This window comes from Occultella gossypii (assembly GCF_019947135.1).
GTDB classification, from domain to species: domain Bacteria; phylum Actinomycetota; class Actinomycetes; order Actinomycetales; family Beutenbergiaceae; genus Occultella; species Occultella gossypii.
Genome location: NZ_JAGSHT010000028.1, coordinates 56,963 through 77,464 on the forward strand (window position 1 = coordinate 56,963; position 20,502 = coordinate 77,464).

Annotated in this window: 15 protein-coding genes; 9 read left to right on the forward strand and 6 right to left on the reverse strand. The window is 70.5% G+C overall.

The window, feature by feature from the left end; translation table 11 throughout:
• Window positions 1-17 precede the first annotated feature (17 nt).
• From KCQ71_RS27820 to KCQ71_RS27825, 3 genes are read right to left on the reverse strand one after another with little or no spacing between them, the layout of a single operon-like run.
• On the reverse strand, window positions 18-965 hold the full coding sequence (locus KCQ71_RS27820) for a carbohydrate ABC transporter permease (protein ID WP_223411449.1): 948 nt from the start codon (window positions 963-965) through the stop codon (window positions 18-20).
• Entirely contained in the window at window positions 962-1,996 is a 1,035-nt protein-coding gene (locus KCQ71_RS25205) for an ABC transporter permease (protein ID WP_223411450.1), read from the reverse strand. The genes KCQ71_RS27820 and KCQ71_RS25205 overlap by 4 nt, the downstream gene beginning before the upstream one ends.
• Before the next feature lie 23 nt (window positions 1,997-2,019).
• A complete protein-coding gene (locus KCQ71_RS27825) occupies window positions 2,020-3,150 on the reverse strand; it encodes a hydroxyacid dehydrogenase (RefSeq protein ID WP_223411451.1) in 1,131 nt (376 codons plus the stop codon).
• Between the two features lie 156 nt (window positions 3,151-3,306).
• On the opposite strand from KCQ71_RS27825, the gene KCQ71_RS25215 reads away from it, so the two are divergent.
• Window positions 3,307-4,377 carry a LacI family DNA-binding transcriptional regulator gene (locus KCQ71_RS25215; RefSeq protein ID WP_223411452.1) on the forward strand — a complete coding sequence of 357 codons (1,071 nt, stop codon included), beginning with the start codon at window positions 3,307-3,309 and terminating at the stop codon, window positions 4,375-4,377.
• A 164-nt stretch (window positions 4,378-4,541) separates the two neighbouring features.
• Here KCQ71_RS25215 and KCQ71_RS25220 read toward each other — a convergent pair whose 3' ends face one another.
• Entirely contained in the window at window positions 4,542-5,846 is a 1,305-nt protein-coding gene (locus tag KCQ71_RS25220; RefSeq protein WP_223411453.1) for a hypothetical protein, read from the reverse strand.
• An 80-nt stretch (window positions 5,847-5,926) separates the two neighbouring features.
• Between KCQ71_RS25220 and KCQ71_RS25225 the strand changes: the two genes are divergently transcribed.
• The 3 genes from KCQ71_RS25225 (at window position 5,927) to KCQ71_RS25235 (ending at window position 12,973) form a co-directional block, all read left to right on the forward strand.
• A complete protein-coding gene (locus KCQ71_RS25225) occupies window positions 5,927-6,631 on the forward strand; it encodes a hypothetical protein (RefSeq protein WP_223411454.1) in 705 nt (234 codons plus the stop codon).
• Between the two features lie 403 nt (window positions 6,632-7,034).
• Window positions 7,035-11,159, forward strand: coding sequence for a DUF11 domain-containing protein (locus KCQ71_RS25230; RefSeq protein ID WP_223411455.1), 4,125 nt, complete (start codon window positions 7,035-7,037; stop codon window positions 11,157-11,159).
• A gap of 191 nt (window positions 11,160-11,350) precedes the next feature.
• Window positions 11,351-12,973 carry a LuxR C-terminal-related transcriptional regulator gene (locus KCQ71_RS25235; protein WP_223411456.1) on the forward strand — a complete coding sequence of 541 codons (1,623 nt, stop codon included), beginning with the start codon at window positions 11,351-11,353 and terminating at the stop codon, window positions 12,971-12,973.
• 28 nt (window positions 12,974-13,001) lie between these two features.
• On the opposite strand, the gene KCQ71_RS25240 is transcribed toward KCQ71_RS25235, so the two are convergent.
• The gene (locus tag KCQ71_RS25240; protein WP_223411457.1) at window positions 13,002-13,244 is read right to left on the reverse strand and encodes a ribosomal protein L7/L12; all 243 of its coding nucleotides are present in this window, start codon (window positions 13,242-13,244) and stop codon (window positions 13,002-13,004) included.
• A gap of 73 nt (window positions 13,245-13,317) precedes the next feature.
• Here KCQ71_RS25240 and KCQ71_RS27950 point away from each other — a divergent pair, with 73 nt between their 5' ends.
• From KCQ71_RS27950 to KCQ71_RS25260, 4 genes are all read left to right on the forward strand, one after another.
• The gene (locus KCQ71_RS27950) at window positions 13,318-14,358 is read left to right on the forward strand and encodes a nuclease-related domain-containing protein (RefSeq protein ID WP_372454112.1); all 1,041 of its coding nucleotides are present in this window, start codon (window positions 13,318-13,320) and stop codon (window positions 14,356-14,358) included.
• Window positions 14,301-14,978, forward strand: coding sequence for an ATP-binding domain-containing protein (locus KCQ71_RS25250; RefSeq protein WP_372454113.1), 678 nt, complete (start codon window positions 14,301-14,303; stop codon window positions 14,976-14,978). Before KCQ71_RS27950 ends, KCQ71_RS25250 begins: the two co-directional genes overlap by 58 nt.
• 50 nt (window positions 14,979-15,028) lie before the next feature.
• Complete coding sequence (locus tag KCQ71_RS25255) at window positions 15,029-15,922, forward strand: sugar phosphate isomerase/epimerase family protein (protein ID WP_223411459.1); 894 nt, start codon at window positions 15,029-15,031, stop codon at window positions 15,920-15,922.
• A gap of 95 nt (window positions 15,923-16,017) precedes the next feature.
• Window positions 16,018-18,414, forward strand: coding sequence for an HNH endonuclease signature motif containing protein (locus KCQ71_RS25260; RefSeq protein WP_223411460.1), 2,397 nt, complete (start codon window positions 16,018-16,020; stop codon window positions 18,412-18,414).
• 93 nt (window positions 18,415-18,507) lie between these two features.
• Here KCQ71_RS25260 and KCQ71_RS25265 read toward each other — a convergent pair whose 3' ends face one another.
• Window positions 18,508-19,101 (reverse strand): GNAT family N-acetyltransferase, encoded by a 594-nt coding sequence (locus KCQ71_RS25265; RefSeq protein ID WP_223411461.1) that lies wholly within the window; start codon window positions 19,099-19,101, stop codon window positions 18,508-18,510.
• Between the two features lie 208 nt (window positions 19,102-19,309).
• Between KCQ71_RS25265 and KCQ71_RS25270 the strand changes: the two genes are divergently transcribed.
• Entirely contained in the window at window positions 19,310-20,458 is a 1,149-nt protein-coding gene (locus KCQ71_RS25270; protein WP_223411462.1) for a DnaJ domain-containing protein, read from the forward strand.
• The last annotated feature ends 44 nt before the right edge of the window (window positions 20,459-20,502 follow it).

A 20,502-nucleotide genomic window follows, 5' to 3' on the forward strand; every position in this document is an offset into this window, starting at 1 on the left:
ATCTCGGAGGTACGGGTTCAGCCCTTGGTGGCGCCGAGGGTGAGGCCCTTGACGAAGTACCGCTGCGCGAACGGGTAGGCGAGGAGGATCGGCCCGATGGTCGCGACGGTCATCGCGAGCCGGATCTGGTAGAGCGGCGCGGCCCCCGCGCCGGCGAGATCCTGGGCCATGGAGAGGTTCGAGATCATGTTGTGCAGCACGAGCTGCAGCGGATAGATGTTCGAGTCGCTGATGAACAGCAGCGCGTGGAACCAGTCGTTCCAGAACGTGACCGCGTAGAACAGCGCGATCACGGCGAGCACCGGCTTCGAGAGCGGGAGCACGATCTGGAAGAAGATCCTCAGTTCCCCGGCGCCGTCGACCCGTGCGGAGTCGAGGATCTCGCCGGGGATGCCCCGGAAGAAGCTGACCTGCACGAAGACCAGGAATGGCGCCACGACGAGCGGCAGGATCACGGCGAACAGCGAGTTGCGCAGGCCGAGTACCTGGGTGACCAGGATGTACAGCGGCACCAGGCCACCGCTGAAGAGCATCGGGATGTAGGAGAAGACCGCCAGACCGCGGCTCAGCCGGGGCAGCCCGCGCGAGATCACCCAGGCGAGCCCGGAGGTGGCGGCGACCGCCATCGCGGTGCCGATGACGGTGATGAACAGCGTGGCGCCATAGGCGAGCCACACCCGGCTGCCGGAGAAGATCGCCTCATAGGCCGCCGTCGAGAACGGCGACGGCCAGAACGAGTAGCCGCGTTGGGAGAGGGCGGACTCCGCCGTCAGGGAGCCGGCGAGGACCATCCAGAACGGGATGACCGCGGCGAGCCCGAACACGCTCGCGCCGACGTAACTGACGGCGGTGAACGCCTCCATGGGGCGCCGGGCCCGACGGCGGGGCGCACCTTGGGCGGACCCGTCCGGCAGGGCGCGGGTTGCGGCCGGGCCGGTCGGGGCGGTGTGCGTCGTGGTGGTCACAGGATCGAACTCTCCTTCGAGTACCGGCGCTGCACGCCCAGCGCGATCATGACGAGCACGAAGCCGACGACCGACTGGAACAACCCGATCGCGGCGGTCGTGCCGAAGTCGCCGTACGTGCGCAGGGCGCGGAACACGTAGGTGTCGATCACGTCGGTGGTGGCGAAGAGGATCCCGTTGTCCCCGACGATGGCGTAGATCAGACCGAAGTCGCCGTAGAAGATGCGGCCCACGCCGAGCAGCAGCAGCACCGCTCCCGTCGGCTTCAGCAGTGGCAGGGTGATGCGCCAGGCCATCTGTGCCCGGGACGCACCATCGATGACGCCTGCCTCGTAGACCTCCTCCGGGATGGAGGTGATGGCGGCCAGGAAGATCACCGAGAAGTACCCGCCGAGCTGCCAGACCTTGACGATCGTCAAGATCCACGGCCACGGTCCGGGCTCGGTGTACCAGGACACCGACGGCAGGGAGAACACGTTGAGGGCGTCGTTCACGATCCCGCCGCGGCCACCCACACCCGCCAGGAACGCCTGCAGGAAGATGCTGATCACGATCGGTGAGACGAAGTAGGGGATGAAGACCGCCGACTGCAGCCCGCGCCGCAGGAGGGTGCCCCGGATCTCGTTCAGCATCAGGGCGAGGAGCACGCCGGCTCCGAGGGTGGCCGCCAGGAACAGTGCGTTCAGGACCAGTGTGTTGCGCAGGATGCGGGCCATCTGCCCGGACGTGAAGAAGAACTCGAAGTTGGACAGGCCGGCCCACGGGGAACCGAACACGCCGTCCTTGATGTTGAAGTCCTGGAACGCCACCACCAGGCCGGCCATCGGACCGTAGGCGAAGACCAGGAAGAAGACGATCGCCGGGGCGGCCAGGATCACCAGTCCGTAGTCCTTGCGGCGCCACTGCACGCCACGGCGACGGCGTGCCGGCACCCCACGTCGGTTGGCGGCGGCCGGGGTGGCCGGCTCCGTCTGGCCGGTCGCGGTCGGTCGTCCAGTCGTCGCCGTGGGCCTTCCCGTCGTCGCGGTCATCGGATCCCCTCCGGTGGCGCCGGTCATCGCTGGTCTCCGTGCTCGAGGACGAGCGGGAGCCGCCCGGCGACGAGGCGGGTCACCTCGTCGACGACGTGCTGTCCGAGCCGACGGAGCTCGCTGCCGGTCGAGCCCGCGATGTGTGGGGTGAGGGTGAGGTTCGGGACGTCCCACAGCGGGTGTTCGGGGGGCAGCGGGTCGGGAGTGGTGACGTCCAGAACGGCCCGTAGCCGTCCGCCCCGCAACTCGGCGAGCAGTGCGTCCTGATCGAGCACCTCGCCGCGTGCGGTGTTGATGAGCGTTGCCCCGTCGCGCAGCAGCGCGAGTTCGTCCGAGCCGATCATGCCGATCGTCTCCGGCGTGACCGGCTGGTGCAGCGTGACGACGTCACTCCTGCGCATCAGCTCGTCCAGCGGGACACCCTCGACCCCGAGCTGACCGGCGTCGACGTACGGATCGTGCAGTAGCACCTCCAGGTCGAACTCGCGGAGGAGCCGCAGCACCCGCCGGCCGACCCGGGACGCACCGACCACACCGACGGTGCGGCGGAAGTTGCCCGTATGCGCGAACTCGATCTCGCGATCGAGGTGGGTGCGGCGCTCGCGGTAGAGCCGCTCGGCGCCCGTCGCGTCCTTGCCTGCCAGCAGGATCATCGCGACCGCATACTCGGCCACGGGCAGCGCGTTCGGCTCACCCGCATTACTCAGGAGCAGTGCCCGGGCACCTTCCGGTTCGGTGAGCAACTGTGCCGCCGAACCGCCGGCGTGCACGATCGCACGCAGCCGGGGCGCGGCTCCCAGGACCTGCGGCGTGATCGGTGGGCAACCCCAGCCGGTGATCAGGATCTGTGCTTCGGCGAGCGCGGACTCGGCTGCCGGCGAGTCGAAGCGGTCCAGGACGGCACCACCGGGGATTTCGACCAGCAGCGCCAGGTCGGCTGCCAGACCGCCTGCGAAGATCAGCTCGGCCAGGTGCGGCGGGCTCATCACCACCAGGGCACGCGGTCGGTCGGGCGTGCCCGAGGCATCCCCGCGCTCGACGCCCTGCGTCTCGTCGTGGAAGCGTCGCGGGCTTCCGGCTGAACGATCGTCCGTGCCGGCGACAGCGAAGATCGCGGTCGTCTGCGGACGATCGGGTGCCTGGACGGCCTCCACGTTGTTCCTTCCCGGCCCTTGCGGGCACCAGCCTCATTACCGCGGGATGAACGGTCGCCACGCTTCGTAGGTAACCGTTTACATCATCAGGTAAACGGTATCATCGAGCTTGTTCCGGCCTACTGTCAAGACCGGACACACCACGAGGGAGGCCGCATGGCGGGGAAAGAGGCGCGCAGGCAGCACGGCGCGAGGCTGCCCACGATCCGGGATGTCGCAGCCGAAGCCGGCGTCTCGATCGCGACCGTCTCGCGCGTCTACTCGGGGGACCGGCCGGTCATGCCTGACACCCGCGAGCGGGTGGAGGCGGCCGCCCGCAAACTTGACTTCACCATGAACGCACACGCACGTGCCCTGAAGGGTGCGGCGGACGGCCCGATAGCGGTGCTCATCGGCGACATCATGGGGGCCTCCTTCGCTGCGCTCGCCCGCGGCGCAGAGCGCGAGGCCGCTGAGCGCGGTCGCCTCTGCGTGGTCGGAACGACCGATGCCGACCCCGCACGCGAGGAGGCGCAGGTACGGCTCATGCGCGAGCACCGCGCCGTCGCCGTCATCCTCGTCGGCGGGGCGTGGGACCTTGCCTCCTACCGCGAGCAGATGGACTCCTACGAGCGCCTCCTCGCGTCGGTCGGTTCCCGGCTCGTGCTGTGCGGCCGGCCAGCGCTGGACGGACATGCGCCCGACGCCCTCGTCCTCAACTACCAGAACGAGCAGGGGGCGTTCGACGCCACCACGGCCTTGCTCGATCGTGGCCACCGTCGGATCCTCGCGCTGCCCGGTGCCGTCGGATACAGCACCGCCGCTACCCGGTTGGCCGGCTATCGGCGCGCGTACGCGGAGTGGGGCGCCGAGATCGACGAGTCACTGATCGCGGCCAGCGAGTTCTCCCGGGACGCCGGCCGGGCCGCCACGGAGCGAGCGCTGGACACCGGCAGGGAGTTCACCGCCGTGTTCGCAGGCTCTGACGCGACGGCCTCGGGGGTGCTCGCTGCGCTGCACGCCCGCGGCATCGCGGTGCCCGAGGAGGTTTCGGTCATCGGGTTCGATGACGTGCCGGCCGCACTGGACATGCAGCCACCCCTGAGCTCCGTCGCCGTCCCGTACGAGGAGATGGGTCGACTAGCGGTCTCTCTGGCCCTGGAGCATCGGGGCGGACCACCGCCAGAGCCCACCGTGCTGCCGACAGCACTTGTGCTTCGGGGCTCATTGGCGACGGCGCCACGCTGAGGTGAGCGACGCCGTCGAGCATCGGTCACGCGATGCAGGGCGAACCGATCATCGAGGAGCCACGCGAGGGCTTCGCTCGTGTGGGCGGCCAGCCGGCCGCACACGACCTCGGCGTCCCCGTCGAACCCTGAAACGCCGACCCGACCACGTTCGGAGAGTTCGAGTCAGGTCCGCGAGTACAGCGTGAGTTGCTCGTCGGCGAGGACGGCGAAGGCGTTGTCCGCATCGGCCACCAGGGCATCGTCGGCGAGAGGCACCTCCCAGAGGACCTCGCCGTCGGCAATGCGCAGGCCGAGCAGCCGGACGTCCGTCAGTCCGCCGCTCTCGGACGCCTGGTCGAATTCGTACGAGAAGAGCAGAAGGCCGGAGGCATCCCCTCGGCATGGACACGTGACGAAGCCCGGGAACGACCAGAGCCACTCCCCGGTGCGGACGTCGCGCGCGCGGGTCTCCGAGTCGGACATGAGGATGGCATCTCCGAGACGGACCAACGCCCACCCCAGAGGCGCGTCCCAAAGCACCTCCCCGTCCGCAGTCCTTGCCTCCATGGTGGTGAAGTCCTCGGACTGCACGATCGTCACCGACGGCGGTGAGCCATCATCGATCATGGCCGGAACGCCGAGCCCGGGCAGGCCGACCACCTCCGCGGTGCCGGGCAGGATCGCCTGTGCCTGGTCGTCTCGCCAGTTGACCAGCGGCTTGTCGTCGAGCCAGAGCCACGACCACGAGCCGGGGATCTGCTCCCCGCTCCTGGCGCGATACAAGTCACCGGTGCCGACGAGCACCAGGTCGTCCCAGGACCGGACACTCGGCGGGGTATCGCCGAACACGTCACGGCGGGCAGCAACCGACGTGGTCCAGCGCACCTGATCCGGATCGATTCCGACGTGCACGGTGAGCACATAGTCGCCGGCCGCGTCCTCGGCGAGCACCACGAGGTCACCACCGTTCAGCGTGGCGGCGACCGTCCCCGGTAGGGCCACCTCCCGAACCGCCCCGCCGCTGTCGACCACCGACACCGTCGCTTCTGCCCCCGTCCCGGCCACGCACACCACCATCGAGTCCGCGAGCGCGCACCGCGCCACGTCGACGACGGACCAACGATGACTGCCATCCGCGCGGTCATAGGCATCGAGGCGATCCGCACCCCCGATCAGTACCTGGTCATCCTCGACCGTCATCCACGTGAGGTCATCGGCCGGGCCTGCCAGCGGCACCGTCCATTGCCGTACCGGCGCGCTCGACCAACCGGGGCTCACACCCCAGCTCGGACCGGGCGGCGGTGGCGCGACCAGGATCCCGGTCACCACAAGGAGGACCGCGACACCGGACCAGAGCGCCGCCGGGCGTGGCAGGTCGGGGCCGTCCCGGCGCCGACGGGGCGGCGGTACTGCTTCCGGGTCGCCAGCCTGGTCGGAGTCGGGCTCATCGAAGTCGAGAACGAACTCCTCGGCCCCACCCCGTCCCATCCGGTCATCCTGTCATCTGCCACCAGACCTTGACGCCGGGAGGCCCGGAGTGCTGAGATCCGCGCATGAATCGTGCTGGCGTGAGCGTCGCAACCGTCTGTCTCCTCATGCTCACGTTGGCGGGCTGCGCGCAGCCCGAGCCCGATCTGGTCTCGACGCGGTCGAATGCCGCTGGGGCGGAGTCGACCACCACGCAGAGCCCAGCAACCGAGTCGTCCGAGCCGACCGCGGACGCAACGCAGGAGCCGAGCCCGGGCACCCCGGACCAGTGTGCGCAACCGGGTGCTGAGGCGATCGCAGCTCTGGCCGGGGTCCAGTTGGAGCCGCGGCCCCACGACGTGAACGGGATTCCGGCCTGCGTGTGGGGCGATCTCAACAGTACGGGCGTACAGGTGATCCTGGTCGCAGCCGAACTCTGGGCCACCCAGATGCCGGCGGTCCTCGAGGATCTTCTCGAGCGTCCCGAGGTGGTCGAGATGGTCGCGGAGGAGACCTTGGTCAACATCGAGGAACTCATGGCCGACATCGAGGCCGGCGAGGAGATCGATCCCACCCGAGCCTGCGAGATCTTCTCGCTCATGCTGGTCGCCGACGGTCAGCCCGAAGACACGAACTACACGGTGCGGATCATTCCCAGCGCTGCCGACCCGCAGGGCCTCACGGCTCAGGGATGCGTCGAGGGTGTCTACGCGTCGGTGCTGCTGGTCAAGCCGGACCTGACCGCCAGCGCCGAGGAGATCGAGCAGGTCGGCGACGCCCTCCTGTCCCTGCTCGACGCCTACTGAGCCCGATCGGGTCCCGACCACAGTCGTGGTCACAGCCGTGCGTAGGACTCGCTCGATGACGACCATGATCGGGCCCGGATAGTTCGAACCACCCTCAGTGGTGCCCGGCGGGTCCCTGGGCGGCCTCGACGGCGAGACTCACGCTCGCGGCCGCGCCACGGGTGAGATTGCGGGTGAGATCCCCCCATAACGATTGCTCGCCCCCTGCTCGGACCGATTCGCTGGCGTGGACGTCGTGACGAGCCGCCTGGAGCGAGCCATCGGCGTCTTCGTCCATTGGAGTAACGGGGAGGACACATCCATGAGTAACACACGTGTGCGTTCAGCGCGCGACGAGCGGCGTCGCAGGACCGCGACACCGATGCGGAGGTCTCGAGGGCCTGGCAGCGGGTTCCTGTCCCGCATGCTGCATGGAACGCTCGCCGTCGCGCTGGCCGCGACCGCACTGACCGCGGCAGGAGCGCTCACGACGACCAACGCAGCCAACGCGGCCGACGGCGACCCGTTCGATCCTGATGTGGCAGCGGTGTTCCTGGCGCAGGATCGACCGACGACGCTCTACCGGGCGGAGCAGGTCGGTGCCGACCTCACCTTCGTCGCCGAGGGCACGGCGGCCGTCGGCTACAACGCCATCGGCTACAACACCGCCGACAACTACCTCTATGGCGTGCAACAGGACACCCAGCAGCTGCTGCGTATCGGGCAGGGCGGTGCCGTCACCGACCTGGGCACGATCACCGGATTGAGCGTCGACTCGTACTACCAACAAGGAACGTTCGGCGAAGGTGACGATGGCGTCGACACGCTGTATGTGCGTGGCACGCTCGACCTCGGCATGGTCTACGCGATCGACCTCACCACGCGCGTGGCCACCCCGATCACGCTCAGCGAAGAGGTACCGAACACCTCCGACCTCGTGGTCCTGGAGGGCTACCTCTGGGGGATGGGCAACGACAGCCGGATCTGGCGAATTGATCTCGACTCCGGAGCGGCCGCCTCCTGGGAGACGAACGTGCCCGCGGTCACCTACGGCGGGCAGTGGGTCTACGGCAACGGGAACCTCGGGCTCTCCGCCAACGACTCGGGCGACGTGATCCAGCTCGGCATCACGAACGCGACCTCGGCGAACCCGACCTTCACGATCCTCTCGACGGTCAACGGCCCGACGCCGCAGTCGAACAACGACGCGACAAGCAACCCGGGCCCCGATGTAGACCTCGCGATCGACAAGTCCGTACGGGGTGCGTACTCGCCCGGCGACCCCATCACCTTTGACTTCGCAGTCACCAACAACAGCGATGTCGCCTCGTCCGGGTTCTACTTCCAGGACGAGCTGCCGGCCTCGCTCTCGAACCTGTCCAGCCCGAACACCGAGTGCTCCTTCGTCGGCAACCTCATGACGTGCGCATTCGGCATTACGCAGCCAGGGGACGTGCGCTGGTTCGAGGTGACGGGCACAACAGCGGCCAGCACCGACCCGATCACCAACACCGTGACGCTCACGGGCAACGAGAACGACCCGATTCCGGACAACAACACCTCGACGGTCACAACGAGCCCCGTTTACGCGCCGGGTGTCTCCGTGGTCAAGTCGGCCGTGCTCGCCGACGGGGCGGTCTTCGCCGCCGGCAGCCCGCTCGCGTACAGCTTCCTCGTGACGAACACCGGCGACACCGAGCTCACCGACATCACCGTCAACGAGGGCGACTTCACCGGCACCGGCGATCTGGGCGCGATCGCGTGCCCGGCGACGACGCTCGCGCCGGCAGCGACCACCACCTGCACGGCTGAGTACACGCTCACCCAGGCCGACGTCGACGCCGGCGGTGTCACCAACACCGCCACGGTCACCGGCACGCCGCCACTGAGCCCGCCGACCACGTCGCCGCCGTCGACCTTCGACTACGAGGACGACCCCGACGACGCGCTGACGCTGGTCAAGAGCGCGACGCCCACCTCCAGCGGCGCCGTCGGCGACCAGGTCGAGTACTGGTTCACGGTCACCAACACCGGTGGCTCCACCCTCACGAACGTGACCATCGTCGAAGGTGCCTTCAGCGGCAGCGGCGACCTGTCGGCGATCGAGTGCCCCGAGACGACCCTCGCCCCGACCGCGAGCACCACCTGCTCGGCCACCTACACGCTCACCCAGGCCGACGTCGACGCGGACGGCGTCACCAACACCGCAATCGCCACCGGCACCCCGCCCGGCGGCGGTGACCCGATCGGCTCACCGCCGTCCTCGGTGACCGTGGAGACGCCAGACTCGCCGGCGATGACCCTGACCAAGTCGGCGACCCCGACCGAGGCCTCCGTCGTCGGAACCACGATCGAGTACTGGTTCACCCTGACCAACACCGGGAACGTGACCCTGGTCGACGTGCACGTCGACGAGACGGCGTTCTCCGGATCGGGTGACCTGTCCACGATCTCCTGCCCCGAGACGACGCTCGCCCCGGCCACGAGCATCACCTGCTCGGCCACCTACACACTCACCCAGGCGGACGTCGATGCCGGGGGTGTGATGAACACCGCGGTCGGTGGCGGCACACCTCCGGGCGGCGGCGACGTCACCGAGACCCCGCCGTCGACCGTCACGGTGGACACGCCGCAGGACCCGTCGCTGACCGTGACGAAGTCCGCGGCGCCCGTCGGGGCAGCAGTCGGCAATACCGTCACGTACTCGTTCCTGGTGACCAACACAGGCAACGTGACAGTCGACGAGATCGCCATCCAGGAGCAGGACTTCACCGGCTCCGGTGACCTGTCCGCCATCGCCTGCCCCGCCACCACGCTGGCGCCCGAGGCGACCACGACCTGCACAGCCACGTACACGCTGACCCAGTCCGATGTGGACGCGGGTGCGCTGCACAACGCGGCGATCGTCACCGGTCATACGCCCTCGGACGACGAGTTCGGCTCGCCTCCCTCCAACGTGGATGTGGAGCTGCCGCCGAACCCGTCGCTGAGCGTGGTGAAGACCGCGACCCCGGCCTCGGTCGACAACGCGGGCGCGGAGGTCACCTACAGCTTCCTGGTGATCAACACCGGCAACGTCACGCTCGACGGCATCGCCGTCCAGGAGCAGGACTTCACCGGCACCGGGGAGCTGTCCGAGATCGTCTGCCCGACGACCACGCTGGCTCCCGCGGCGCAGACCACCTGCACGGCGACGTACGAGCTGACTCAGGCCGATGTCGACGCCGGTGGCGTCACCAACGTGGCCACGGCGACCGGTAACCCGCCGGGCTCCGACGTACCGGTGACGTCCCCGCCGTCCGAGACCACGGTCGGCAGCGAGCCCGCCCCCGGTCTCAGTGTCGTGAAGACCTCGAGCCCGACCTCGGTGGCCGCCGCCGGCGACGTGATCACGTACGGCTTCCTGGTGACGAACACCGGCAACGTGACACTGTCGGATGTGGTGCCGGTCGAGGGCGAGTTCTCGGGGACCGGAGAACTGTCCGAGATCGAGTGCCCGACCAACACCCTGGCCCCGGGCGAGGACGTCACCTGCACGGCGACGTACGAGGTCACGCAGGAGGACGTGGACGCCGGCGGCGTGACCAACGTGGCCACGGCCACGGCCACGCCTCCCGACACGACCACGGGCGGCGGCACTCCGGTGGAGGCTCCGCCGTCGGAGATCGAGGTGGACGTCCCGTCCGCGCCAGGCCTCACCCTCGTCAAGACCGCCGACGTGGACCGGATCGCGAATGCCGGGGACCAGGTGCTGTTCAGCTTCCTGGTCACCAACACCGGCAACGTCACCCTCGACGACCTCTCGATCGCGGACAGCGAGTTCTCCGGCACCGGCGAGCTCGGCGAGATCGTCTGCCCCGCCGACGTGCTGGCGCCTGCGGAGTCGGCCACCTGCGAGGCGACCTACGTCGCAACGCAGGCGGATGTCGATGCCGGGTTGCTGAGCAACGCGGCCACCGCGGTGGGTACGCCGCCGGGGGTCGACGTCCCGCCGGTGGACTCGCCGCCGTCTCGAGTGGACATCGACGCACCGCACGCACCGGGCTTGACCCTGGTCAAGACCTCGGACGTGCAGACGGTCACCACGGTCGGCCAGATCGTGACGTACAGCTTCCTGGCCACCAACACCGGGAACGTGACGCTCACTGGGGTCGCCATCACGGAGGGCACCTTCTCCGGCGCGGGCGACGTGTCCGCGGTCATCTGCCCGGAGGACGCGGTGCTCCCCGGTGAGGAGGTCGTCTGCACGGCGACGTACACGGTGCAGGAGGCGGATCTGACGGGTGGCTCGCTGTCGAACACGGCAACGGCCACCGCCACGCCGCCCGGTGAGGGCGCTGGCGACAGTGACGGCGGCGGTGATCCGATCACGTCGGATCCCTCGACCACCGAGTCCGGGTCGGAGGCGCCGGGGGCGGCCCTCCCGACGACAGGCAGCCAGGCCGCGTGGGTGTTCGCGCTGGCCGCCGTGGTGCTGCTGCTGATGGGAGGAGCACTCGTGTTCCTTCGTCACAGCAGGCGCGGCGCGGATGAGGTGCTCCCCCGCTGATCTGCCCGCAGGGGCCCCGCGCACTATATGGACGTGCGCGGGGCCTCTCCCGTTGGATGCCCTAATCTCAGTCTTGGACCACGGAGCGCGACCGGCGCCGTGCGTGCGGCAAGCGACTCAACACCGCACCCGGCTACCTGGAGGGGCGCACCGTCCAACGATCGAGCGCACGGGCTTGCCGAGGGGGCAGCATGTCTTTGTACGATCCACCTGCCGAATCCCGGCGTGCCACGCCGCCGGATGCCTCGGCGCAGACCGCGGCCAATCCCGTCACCGCGCTACGGGAGGCGCTCGCCGCCGAGAGATGGTCCGAGGCCGCGCGGATCATCGGCAGCACCTGGGGGATGCTGATCGAGGAGTTCCCCGTGGATCTCGACGCAGCCTTCGAGGTGCTTCCCCTCGAATCGGTGCGCACGGTACGTGGGGTCGCGGCGGTTCGTGAGATCTGGCTCTCCACCAGTATCGAGCCGCAGCATGTCGTGCCGGCAGAAGCGCCGACTCCTCCAATGGAGTTCGCCGGTTCGCTGAACCACCCGGATGCCCGCCACCAGGCACTGAACGACCTCACGCTCACATCCGTCCACATGATCGCCGCGCGGATCGGCGGCCGATATGCCGAGGCGCTCGAGCACGCCCGCCGGGTCGAGACACTCGGCCACCTCGTGGAGGCGACAGTCCCTGCGGCGCGGCGTGTCCGCCACCCGCTCGCCCTCCTGCAAGCGGGTATCACCCGCGCCCTCGCCGGCGACATCCCGGGTGCGGTTCCGATGCTGCAGAGCGCGTACGAGCGGTCCCCCTACGGGCGCTCCGACTACGTGGCCAAGGGAGCGGCTGGGAACCTCGCGCTGTTCAACGCGATCTGCGGCGACCTCGACATCGCGCGTCGGTGGCTGGCCCGCCATGACGAGATCCCGTCCACCTCGTCCCCGCACACCGAGCGGGTCCTGTTCACCGGTGACCTCGCACGCGCGCTGGTCGCGATCGAGGCGCTGGACAACGATGGTGCCGAGGAGGCGCTGTCGCGGCTGGAGCAGGGCGTGAACGTCGAGCAGAGCTGGGGGCCGGTGCTCACCTTCCTGCACGCACGGCACGGTCTGGTCTGGGGAGACCGGCACCGGGCGCTGTCCTGGCTGCAGCGCGACACCGATCGCTACGCGCAGCGTCTCGGGCCGGCCAGCACCATGAGGCCGTTGCTCGCGGCCGCCGAGGTCGATCTGCTGCTCTCCCTCGGGCGTGGTGACCAGGCGCTGGCCCGGCTCAACCGCGTCGCCCCGGACCCGATCGTGACGGCGACCCGGGCTCGCCTCGAACTGCTGGCAGGCCGCCCCGACGAGGCCGCGCGGCTCGCCGCCGAGGTCACCGACGTCACGCACACCTCGCGTATCCGGCTGGAAGGACTCGTGGTGCAGGCCACCGCGGCCGTGCGCAGTGGCAAGTCTCGCCACGCGCGCGAGGCGTTCGTGCTGGTGCAGGAGACCGTTCGGTCAACAGAAGCGCGCCTACCCCTGGCGGGCTTGGCCGAGTCCGATCGCCAGGCCCTGCACGCTCTGGTCGGGGCGACAGCCCGTGACGCCGAGCGGTGCCCGCTGGAGCGGCCCATGTTCCCAAGCGAGATCACAGTCGTGCGCCTGACCAACCAGGAGTTGCTGATGCTGCGTGGGCTGGCGTCCTTCCAGTCCCAGAAGGAGCTCGCCGACGCCGTCTACCTGTCGCTCAACACGGTCAAGACCCACCTGCGTGCGGCCTATCAGAAGTTGGGCGTGTCCAGCCGTGCGGAAGCGCTGACGGTCGCAAGCGGGGCGGGTCTGCTCTGAGGGCACCCGCGGCGTCGCGCGCCCTACCTCAGCGCTCGAAGCGCTCGACGGCGTCCTTCGCCTCTTTGAGGCCGACGCCGGTCTCCTCGCGGTAGACCTTGATGGCCTCGATCTTCTTGCCGCGGGCCATCAGGTCGGCCACTCGCGGCGAGAGACCGCCCCCCGCGCCCCAGCCCTGAAGGGAGTAGGGCGCCTGCAGGCCGGCCTGGTTGTAGAGCGCGTCGATGTGGCGCTCGATCGCGGCGAGGCGGGCCTGGATGTCGTCGGTCATGGTCCATTCCTACCCCAAGGACACCCCACCGTTCCGCCAGCGCCGCCGTCGGTCTGGCGATAGAACTGAACCCATGGCGATCCTGTGGCCCGCGGAACCGGACTTCGGACGGAACACGGCCGAGGAGGTGCTCTGGCGAGCGCTCGCCGAGCAACTGCCCGAGGACGCCACGCTGCTGCACTCGGTGAATCTGCTCGAGGAGAGCACCGAGCGGGAGATCGACCTGCTGGTGCTCTGGCCGGGCGTCGGCATCGCCGCGATCGAGGTCAAGGGCGGCACCGTCTGGCACAACGAGCAGGGCTGGCACCAGGGCTCGCCCACCGACTCACACCGGATGAACCCGCTGCGTCAGGTCCAGGACGCCCGGCACGTGCTCCAGGAGAAACTGCGCCGACGCGGCATCGGCGCCGGGCGGGCACGGACTGCGCACCTGGTCGCATTCCCGCACACGCGATTCGCGCAGGATTTCGAGACCACCGACTGCCCCCGGTCGATGATCATCGACCGCGATGACGTCGCCGGGGTCGCCGCACACGTGCGCCACGCGATCGTCACCCACGGACAGGGCGAGCGCGGCCTCGACGAGGTGGACGCCCAGGACCTCTACGACGTGCTCGCCGGGCAGCTGGGCGCCCAGGTCGACATCCTCGGGGAGGCGCGCGGGCCGAGCTCGACCGGCTGGATCTGCTCACCCAGGACCAGGTCGGCATCCTGCGCATCGTCGCCGGGCACCAGCGCTTCCAAGTGGTGGGTGGAGCCGGGTGCGGCAAGACGTGGCTGGCTCTGGAACAGGCCCGACGGCGTGCGCGGGCGGGCGAGCGCGTCGCCCTTCTGTGTTACTCGCGCGGGCTCGGCCGCTACCTCCAGCGCGTCACGAACACCTGGCCGCGCGGCCAGCGCCCGGCCTACGTGGGGCTCTTCCACGATCTGCCGCTGCGCTGGGGTGCCGAGCCCGGCACCGACGACGACGCCGACTACTGGGAGCGGCGCCTGCCGCTCGCGCTCGCCGACCTCGCGACGCGACAACCGCCGTCGGACCTCTTCGACTCCGTCGTCGTGGACGAGGCCCAGGACTTCGGGGACCTCTGGTGGACCTCGCTGCTCCGTTGTCTGAGGGACCCAGCCCACGGCGGCCTGTTCCTGTTCGGCGACGCCGGCCAGCGGGTCTTCGCGCCCGGCGGCACCGGCCCCATCGACCTGCCCCCGTTCGAACTCGACGAGAACCTGCGCTCCACGAAACCGATCGCGCAGCTGAGCGGCTCCGTCAGCGATCGGCGGATCACGCCGCGCGGCGGCGCGGGCGCCCCGGTGCGGCTCATCGACGTGCCGGCCGAGGACGCCGTCGAGGCCGCGGACGACGCGGTCGAGGCCCTCCTTGACGAGGGCTGGGACCCGGGCGACGTCGCCCTGCTGACCACCAGGACAAGGCATCTGGAACAGGTGAACCGGATCGACGCCGTCGGGCATGACACCTACTGGGACGACTTCTTCGACGGGACCGACGTCTTCTACGGCCACGTGCTCAACTTCAAGGGCCTGGAGCGACCTGTCGTGGTGCTCGCGGCGAACGGGTTCCGGGACGCCGAGCGCGCCCGCTCGATGCTGTACACCGGCCTGTCGCGGGCGCGCAGCCTGCTCGTGGTGGCCGGCCCGCGGGCGGAGATCGAACGGATCGGCGGCGATGCGGCGCGGCACCGGCTGGTGGCTTCCGAGGCGTGGGCGCTGCAGGGCTGAGCCAGGCGCATCTCAGGCGACGCCCAGCCGCAAGGCCTACGCTGCTGCCCATGGGCGAGGCGACCGTGACCGAGCCGGCAGGTGCCGGAGGCGCGAAGGAACCACGGATCCGCGTCACCCTCTCCAACATCAGCGTCTACCCGCGCAAGGCCCCGTTCGCGTTCGAGATCGCTGCCGAACTCGGCTATGACGGCCTCGAGATCATGGTGCTGCCCGACACGACCACGAAGGACGCGAAGGCCCTGAACCGGCTCGCGGCCGATCACGGACAACCGGTGACCAGCATCCACGCACCGTCGCTCGTGCTCAGCCAGGGCATCTGGGGCCGGCTACCGGGCCCGAAGCTCGAGCGCTCCGTTGACCTCGCACTCGAGGTCGGCGCGGAGGTCGTGGTGGTGCACCCACCGTTCAGGTGGCAGCGCCGCTACTCCCGCGGATTCGTCGATCACGTCCGAGCGCTGTCCGAGGCGACCGGCGTGGTCGTCGCCGTCGAGAACATGTACCCCTGGCGCAACCGCAGGCGGGAGATGGTGCGGGCCTACCTGCCCGGCTGGGACCCCACCGAACACGACTACGACCACGTCACCCTGGACCTGTCCCACGCCGCCGTCGCGCGCCAGGACAGCCGCGCCCTCGCGCGGCAGTTCGGGCCGCGCCTGCGGCACATCCACCTCGCCGACGGCACCGCCTCGATGATGGACGAGCACCTGGTGCCCGGCCGGGGCACCCAGCCGGCCCGGGAGCTGCTCTCGGACCTGGTCAGCAGCGGCTGGTCGGGTGACGTCTGCGTGGAGATCTCGACCCGCCGCGCGAACTCGGCCGCGGAGCGGCACGAGGACGTCGCCGCGTCGCTGAAGTTCGCCCGCACCTACCTCACGCCCGGCCGGCACGCCGACTACACCCCGCCCGAGGGGGCGCACCACCGGCACCTCGACGCCTGGTGACCCGGGCGTAAGGCACTCGTTCTCTCTGCTCCGCGGTTATCCACACTTGGGTTGGCGCTGCAGCGGATGTCAGTGGTTTGTCGTACGTTTGTTTCATGACCGGTGAGGGCGCGCGGGGTCAGGGGATGCATTCGCTCCCCGACCCCGACGCGCCGTTCTTGCCGATGGCGCCGTTCCCGGTCCGCGGGCGCAACCGACGGCGGCGCTCGACGCTGGAGCTCGAGCCGTGGCAGGTCCCGGGCGACCCGAAACTGATCGGTGACCAGTACATCGGGCCGGCGCCGATGCCGTATCAGTGGTCCGAAGAGGCCCACGCCCTGGAGATCACGCCCGCCGGGGCGCCGCTCGCGACCCTGTTGGATGAGCTCGGTACCGACGATCTGCTCGATGAGGAGCTGATCGAGGTCATCGCGGCCGCCGAGCGGATGAAGTCCTGGGCCGCCGCCCGCCAGGCCGCCGCGATCAACGAACTCGCCCAACGCCGAGCGATGCACCACCTCGAACGCAACGAGCTCGGCGTCGAGGTCTCGGCACGCCTGGCGGTCACCAACACCGCCGCGCAGGCCATGGTCGCCCGCGCCCAGAACCTCGAACAGGCCCCCGAGGTCTTCGACGCCCTGGCGGCCGGGCGCATCGATACCCGGCGCGCCGACGTCCTCATCGATGCGACCATCACCCTGGACCACCTCCGGGCCCGTGGCGTGCACCGGGCCGTGCTGCCCGGGGCCGGCCACCTGACGTGGCGCCAGATCGAGACCCGCGCCAAGCGGGCCGTGATCGAGATCGACGGTCCCCAGGCCGAGGCCCGCCACACCAAGGCCCGCAAGGACCGGCAGGTGCTCGTCAAGGCCGATGCCGACGGCATGGCCTGGCTCTCGGCGTATCTACCCGCCGACGACGCGATCACGATCTTCACCGCCCTCGACCAGATCGCCGGTACCCAGGCCCCCGGGGACGACCGCCCGATCGGTGCCCGCCGCGCCGACGCCCTGACCGATCTCGCCCGCGAGGTCCTGGCCACCGGCCACACCCCCGACGGCAACGCCCTGCCGAGCCGCCAAGGCGCCCGACCACACCTGTTCATCACGGTCGCTCAATCGACCCTCGACGGCGACGACGACAACGCCGCCCAACTTGAGGGCTACGGGCCGATCCCTGCCACGATCGCCCGCGCCATCGCCTCCCAGGCAACCTCCAGCACCATCACCGTCGACCCCGACACCGGCGCCTACATCGGCGGCGCCGACCCGCAGCGGATGTCACCAGCGACCGGGCACCTACCCCACGCCAAACCAGCCGACCACGCCGACCCGACCCACCCCACCGACGGCGGCTGCCCCATCGAGCCCACCGACGGCACCGAGCCCACCGACCCGACCGACGACGACGACGGCGGCGGCGAAGGCAGCGACGACGACACCGACCCGACCCACCCCACCGACGACAACGGCGGCCCGACCGACGGCACCGACCCGACCGACCCCACCGACGGCGGCCGCCCCACCGAGTCCACCGACGGCACCGAGCCCACCGACCCCACTGACGGCGTCGACCACGTCGACGGCAGCGCAATCCCCGAGCGCACCGAGGCCAGAGACGGGGGTTGCTCACAGTCGGCGTCGGCCGAAGTCGAGCGACGATCGGAGACCGCGGCCGCGGCCGCTCGAGCGGGGGCCGAACCCGCCGACGCACCAGCCGAGCCGGCGGACCCGGCCGACCCGGCAGTGCACCAGCCCGGCTCGGTGGCAACCCCCGATGTGCCCTCGCGCGCTGGGGCAGCACCCGCGCCGGTGTCAGTGTCGGGACTGCATCCGGGCGAGGGCCTGGATCTCGCCAACCCACTCGACCTGATGCGCTGGGTCAGCGCACAGCCGCCCGACGGCCGCAGCCCCGTCACCCTGCTGCGCGAGGAACTCGGCATCATCGCCGCAGACTCCTACCCGCCCTCAGCCGAACTGCGCCGGCTCGTGCTCGAACGAGATCGGACCTGCCAGTTCCTCGGCTGCGCCATGCCCTCCTGGCGTGGCGAGATCGACCACATCGTCGCCTTCGACCCCGCCCTGCCCGCCTGGGCCCAGACCACCAACCTCAACCTCAGCGCACGCTGCAAACACCACCACCAGCTCAAGACCCGCGGACTCTGGACGGTGCGCCGCGAACCCGAGACCGGCACCTCGGTCTGGACCTCCACGACCACGGGGCACACCTACCGCCGCGAACCCGACAAGCCGATCCCCGGGCTCTCCGCGACCCAGGTCGCCCGAGCCCTCAAGGGCCTCCTCGACGAACTCCCACCCTGGGAACGCCACCACCGACGTGTCTCCTACCGGGCCGGCTATCTACCCGACCGCTCCGACGGAGCCGACACCCTCCACGACATCCGCACCGCGATCCGCGAACGCGCCCACCAGGACAACCCCAACCCGACCCGAGCCCGGAGCCCCGACGCGACCGGACCACCCCTCACCTTCCCCGACGAGCCGACCTTCTGACGCCGGTTTGGGTCCCGCAGATCCCAACCTCCCTCAAGCTGCGCCGGGCGGACCGGCCGGTCGTGATGCGCACCGACGACTCCGCTCGGCGTGCTACGGCCCGCGGTCCAGCATCACCAGCGAGCGCGTCTCGAAGCGGTGCGCACTGCGATATCCCAGACCGGCGTAGACGGCCAGAGCCGCGGCGTTGTCGCTGTAGACGCCCAGGGTCGCGACGCCAACAGCCTCGATAGCGCGGCGGGTCAGCGCGGCAGTGAGTGCCCGTCCGATGCCGCGGCCACGGTGGTCGGTGTGGACGACGATGCCGGCCAGGTGCGGTGCGCCGGAAGCGAGCTCGTGGAGGGAGCCGACTGCGATCAGGTCACCGTGGTCGTCGGCGGCACCGAGCCAGAGGGTTGCGAAGCCCCGGCCGGGGAAGCCCTCGAAGCCCGGGTTGTGCGAGCGGGCGAACACCTCGATCCGGGCGGCGTCCGCGGTGTCGTCAAGTTCGAGGAGGTCGACGGCGGCGCTCGCCCGTTCGTCTGGCGGCACCTCGGTCCACAGGAAGTCCCAGCGGCCGGACCCGGCCACAGTCAGCGGTGACGGCGCCTGCAGTTCGCGACCGGCCGCCGTCGAGAACCACTCGATCTGCGCGCCGCGCTCGCGCCGCCGCCCCAATGCCCGCTCGGGCGCCAGGGCGCCACGCAAGCCCAGCCGTGCTCGCCGGCCGCGGCGATCACGTCCGTGGGCGTCGCCCACCGCACGTAGGGGTCGTTCCCGCTGCGCTCGAGGAGTTCCGCCCGATCCACCTGCTGCCAGTTCACGCGGTTCAGGTTCGCACATGCGACTCCCAGGGGACTCCCAGCGGCGCGGGCTAGTCTTGACCGCAGCAACCACCCACCCGCCGAAGGCCCTGATGACCGAACGCTCCCTCGGGGCCACGCCCTACGAGGTGCTCGGTGTTGACGCCGGTGCGTCCACCGAGGAACTGCGGCGCGCCTACCGGCGACGGCTGCGCGAGTCCCACCCGGATGTCGGCGGGGACCCGGAACTCTTCCACGAGGTGCAAACGGCGTGGGAGCAGGTCGGCACGCCCGCGCACCGGGCGCGGTACGACCGCGTGAACCGGCCGGGTGGCGCCGCGGCGGGCGGACCCGGATCGAACGGGTCGCGTCCGTCCGGACCTGCCTCCGCCCGCACGTCCGGCACCGGCCCACAGGCCGCTGGCTGGTCGCAGGCCGGCGGTGCCTCGGGAACCGGCGGCGCCGCCCGCACCGGTGGCACGTCCCGCACCGCTGGCTCGTCCGGCACCGGCGGCGTGTATGGCGGTGGCGGACCCGTCTGGACGGCCGGCTCGAGCCGGGGCAGCACGAACGTGCCGTCGCGGGCGCGTACCTATGGCCATCCCGGCGGCTGGTCCCGCGAGCGCTACCTGACCCTGCTGCGGGAGTGGGTGGGGCGCGGCGTCGCGATCGACGACCCGTACGCCCCGGACCTCGTCGCCCGGGCCCCCCGGGAGATCCAGCACGCACTCGCCGACGCGCTCGCCGAGGAGCGCACCGCGCGCACCCTCGGCGACCTCAGTTCCGCCTTCACGGTCTGGAACGACGTGGCCACCGGCGCCGGCAGCGGCGGCTGGGCCCGGGACGCCGACGCCCCGGCCACGGACCCGGCGAAGATCGACCACGTCGTACTCGGGCCGACCGGCCTGTGGGCGATCCAGTCCGAGGACTGGGGCGCCCCGGTCACGGCGCGCCGCGGCGACCTGGTCAGCACCGGCTTCCCCGCCGGCGAGCACCCGATGGCCGCCCTGGAGCGCCGGGCTAAGGTCGCGAAGTCCTGGCGGACCCGGTTCGACGCGCTGCTCGTGGTGCTGCCCGACGACGCACTGGCCGAGGACGCGGACTGGGTCCTGGTCCGCCGCCGCGGCACACCACGGCTGGCCGTCCGGGCCCGCGGGCTGGCCCGGCTGATCACCGGCGGCCACCCCGCCGTACCGCGCCCGTCCGAGGAGGCGATGTTCGCGCTGCGTCCGCAGCTGCGGTCGGCGATCAGGTTCGTCTAGGCCGACGTTCGTCCGGACCCAGGCCCATCCAGACCCAGGTTCGT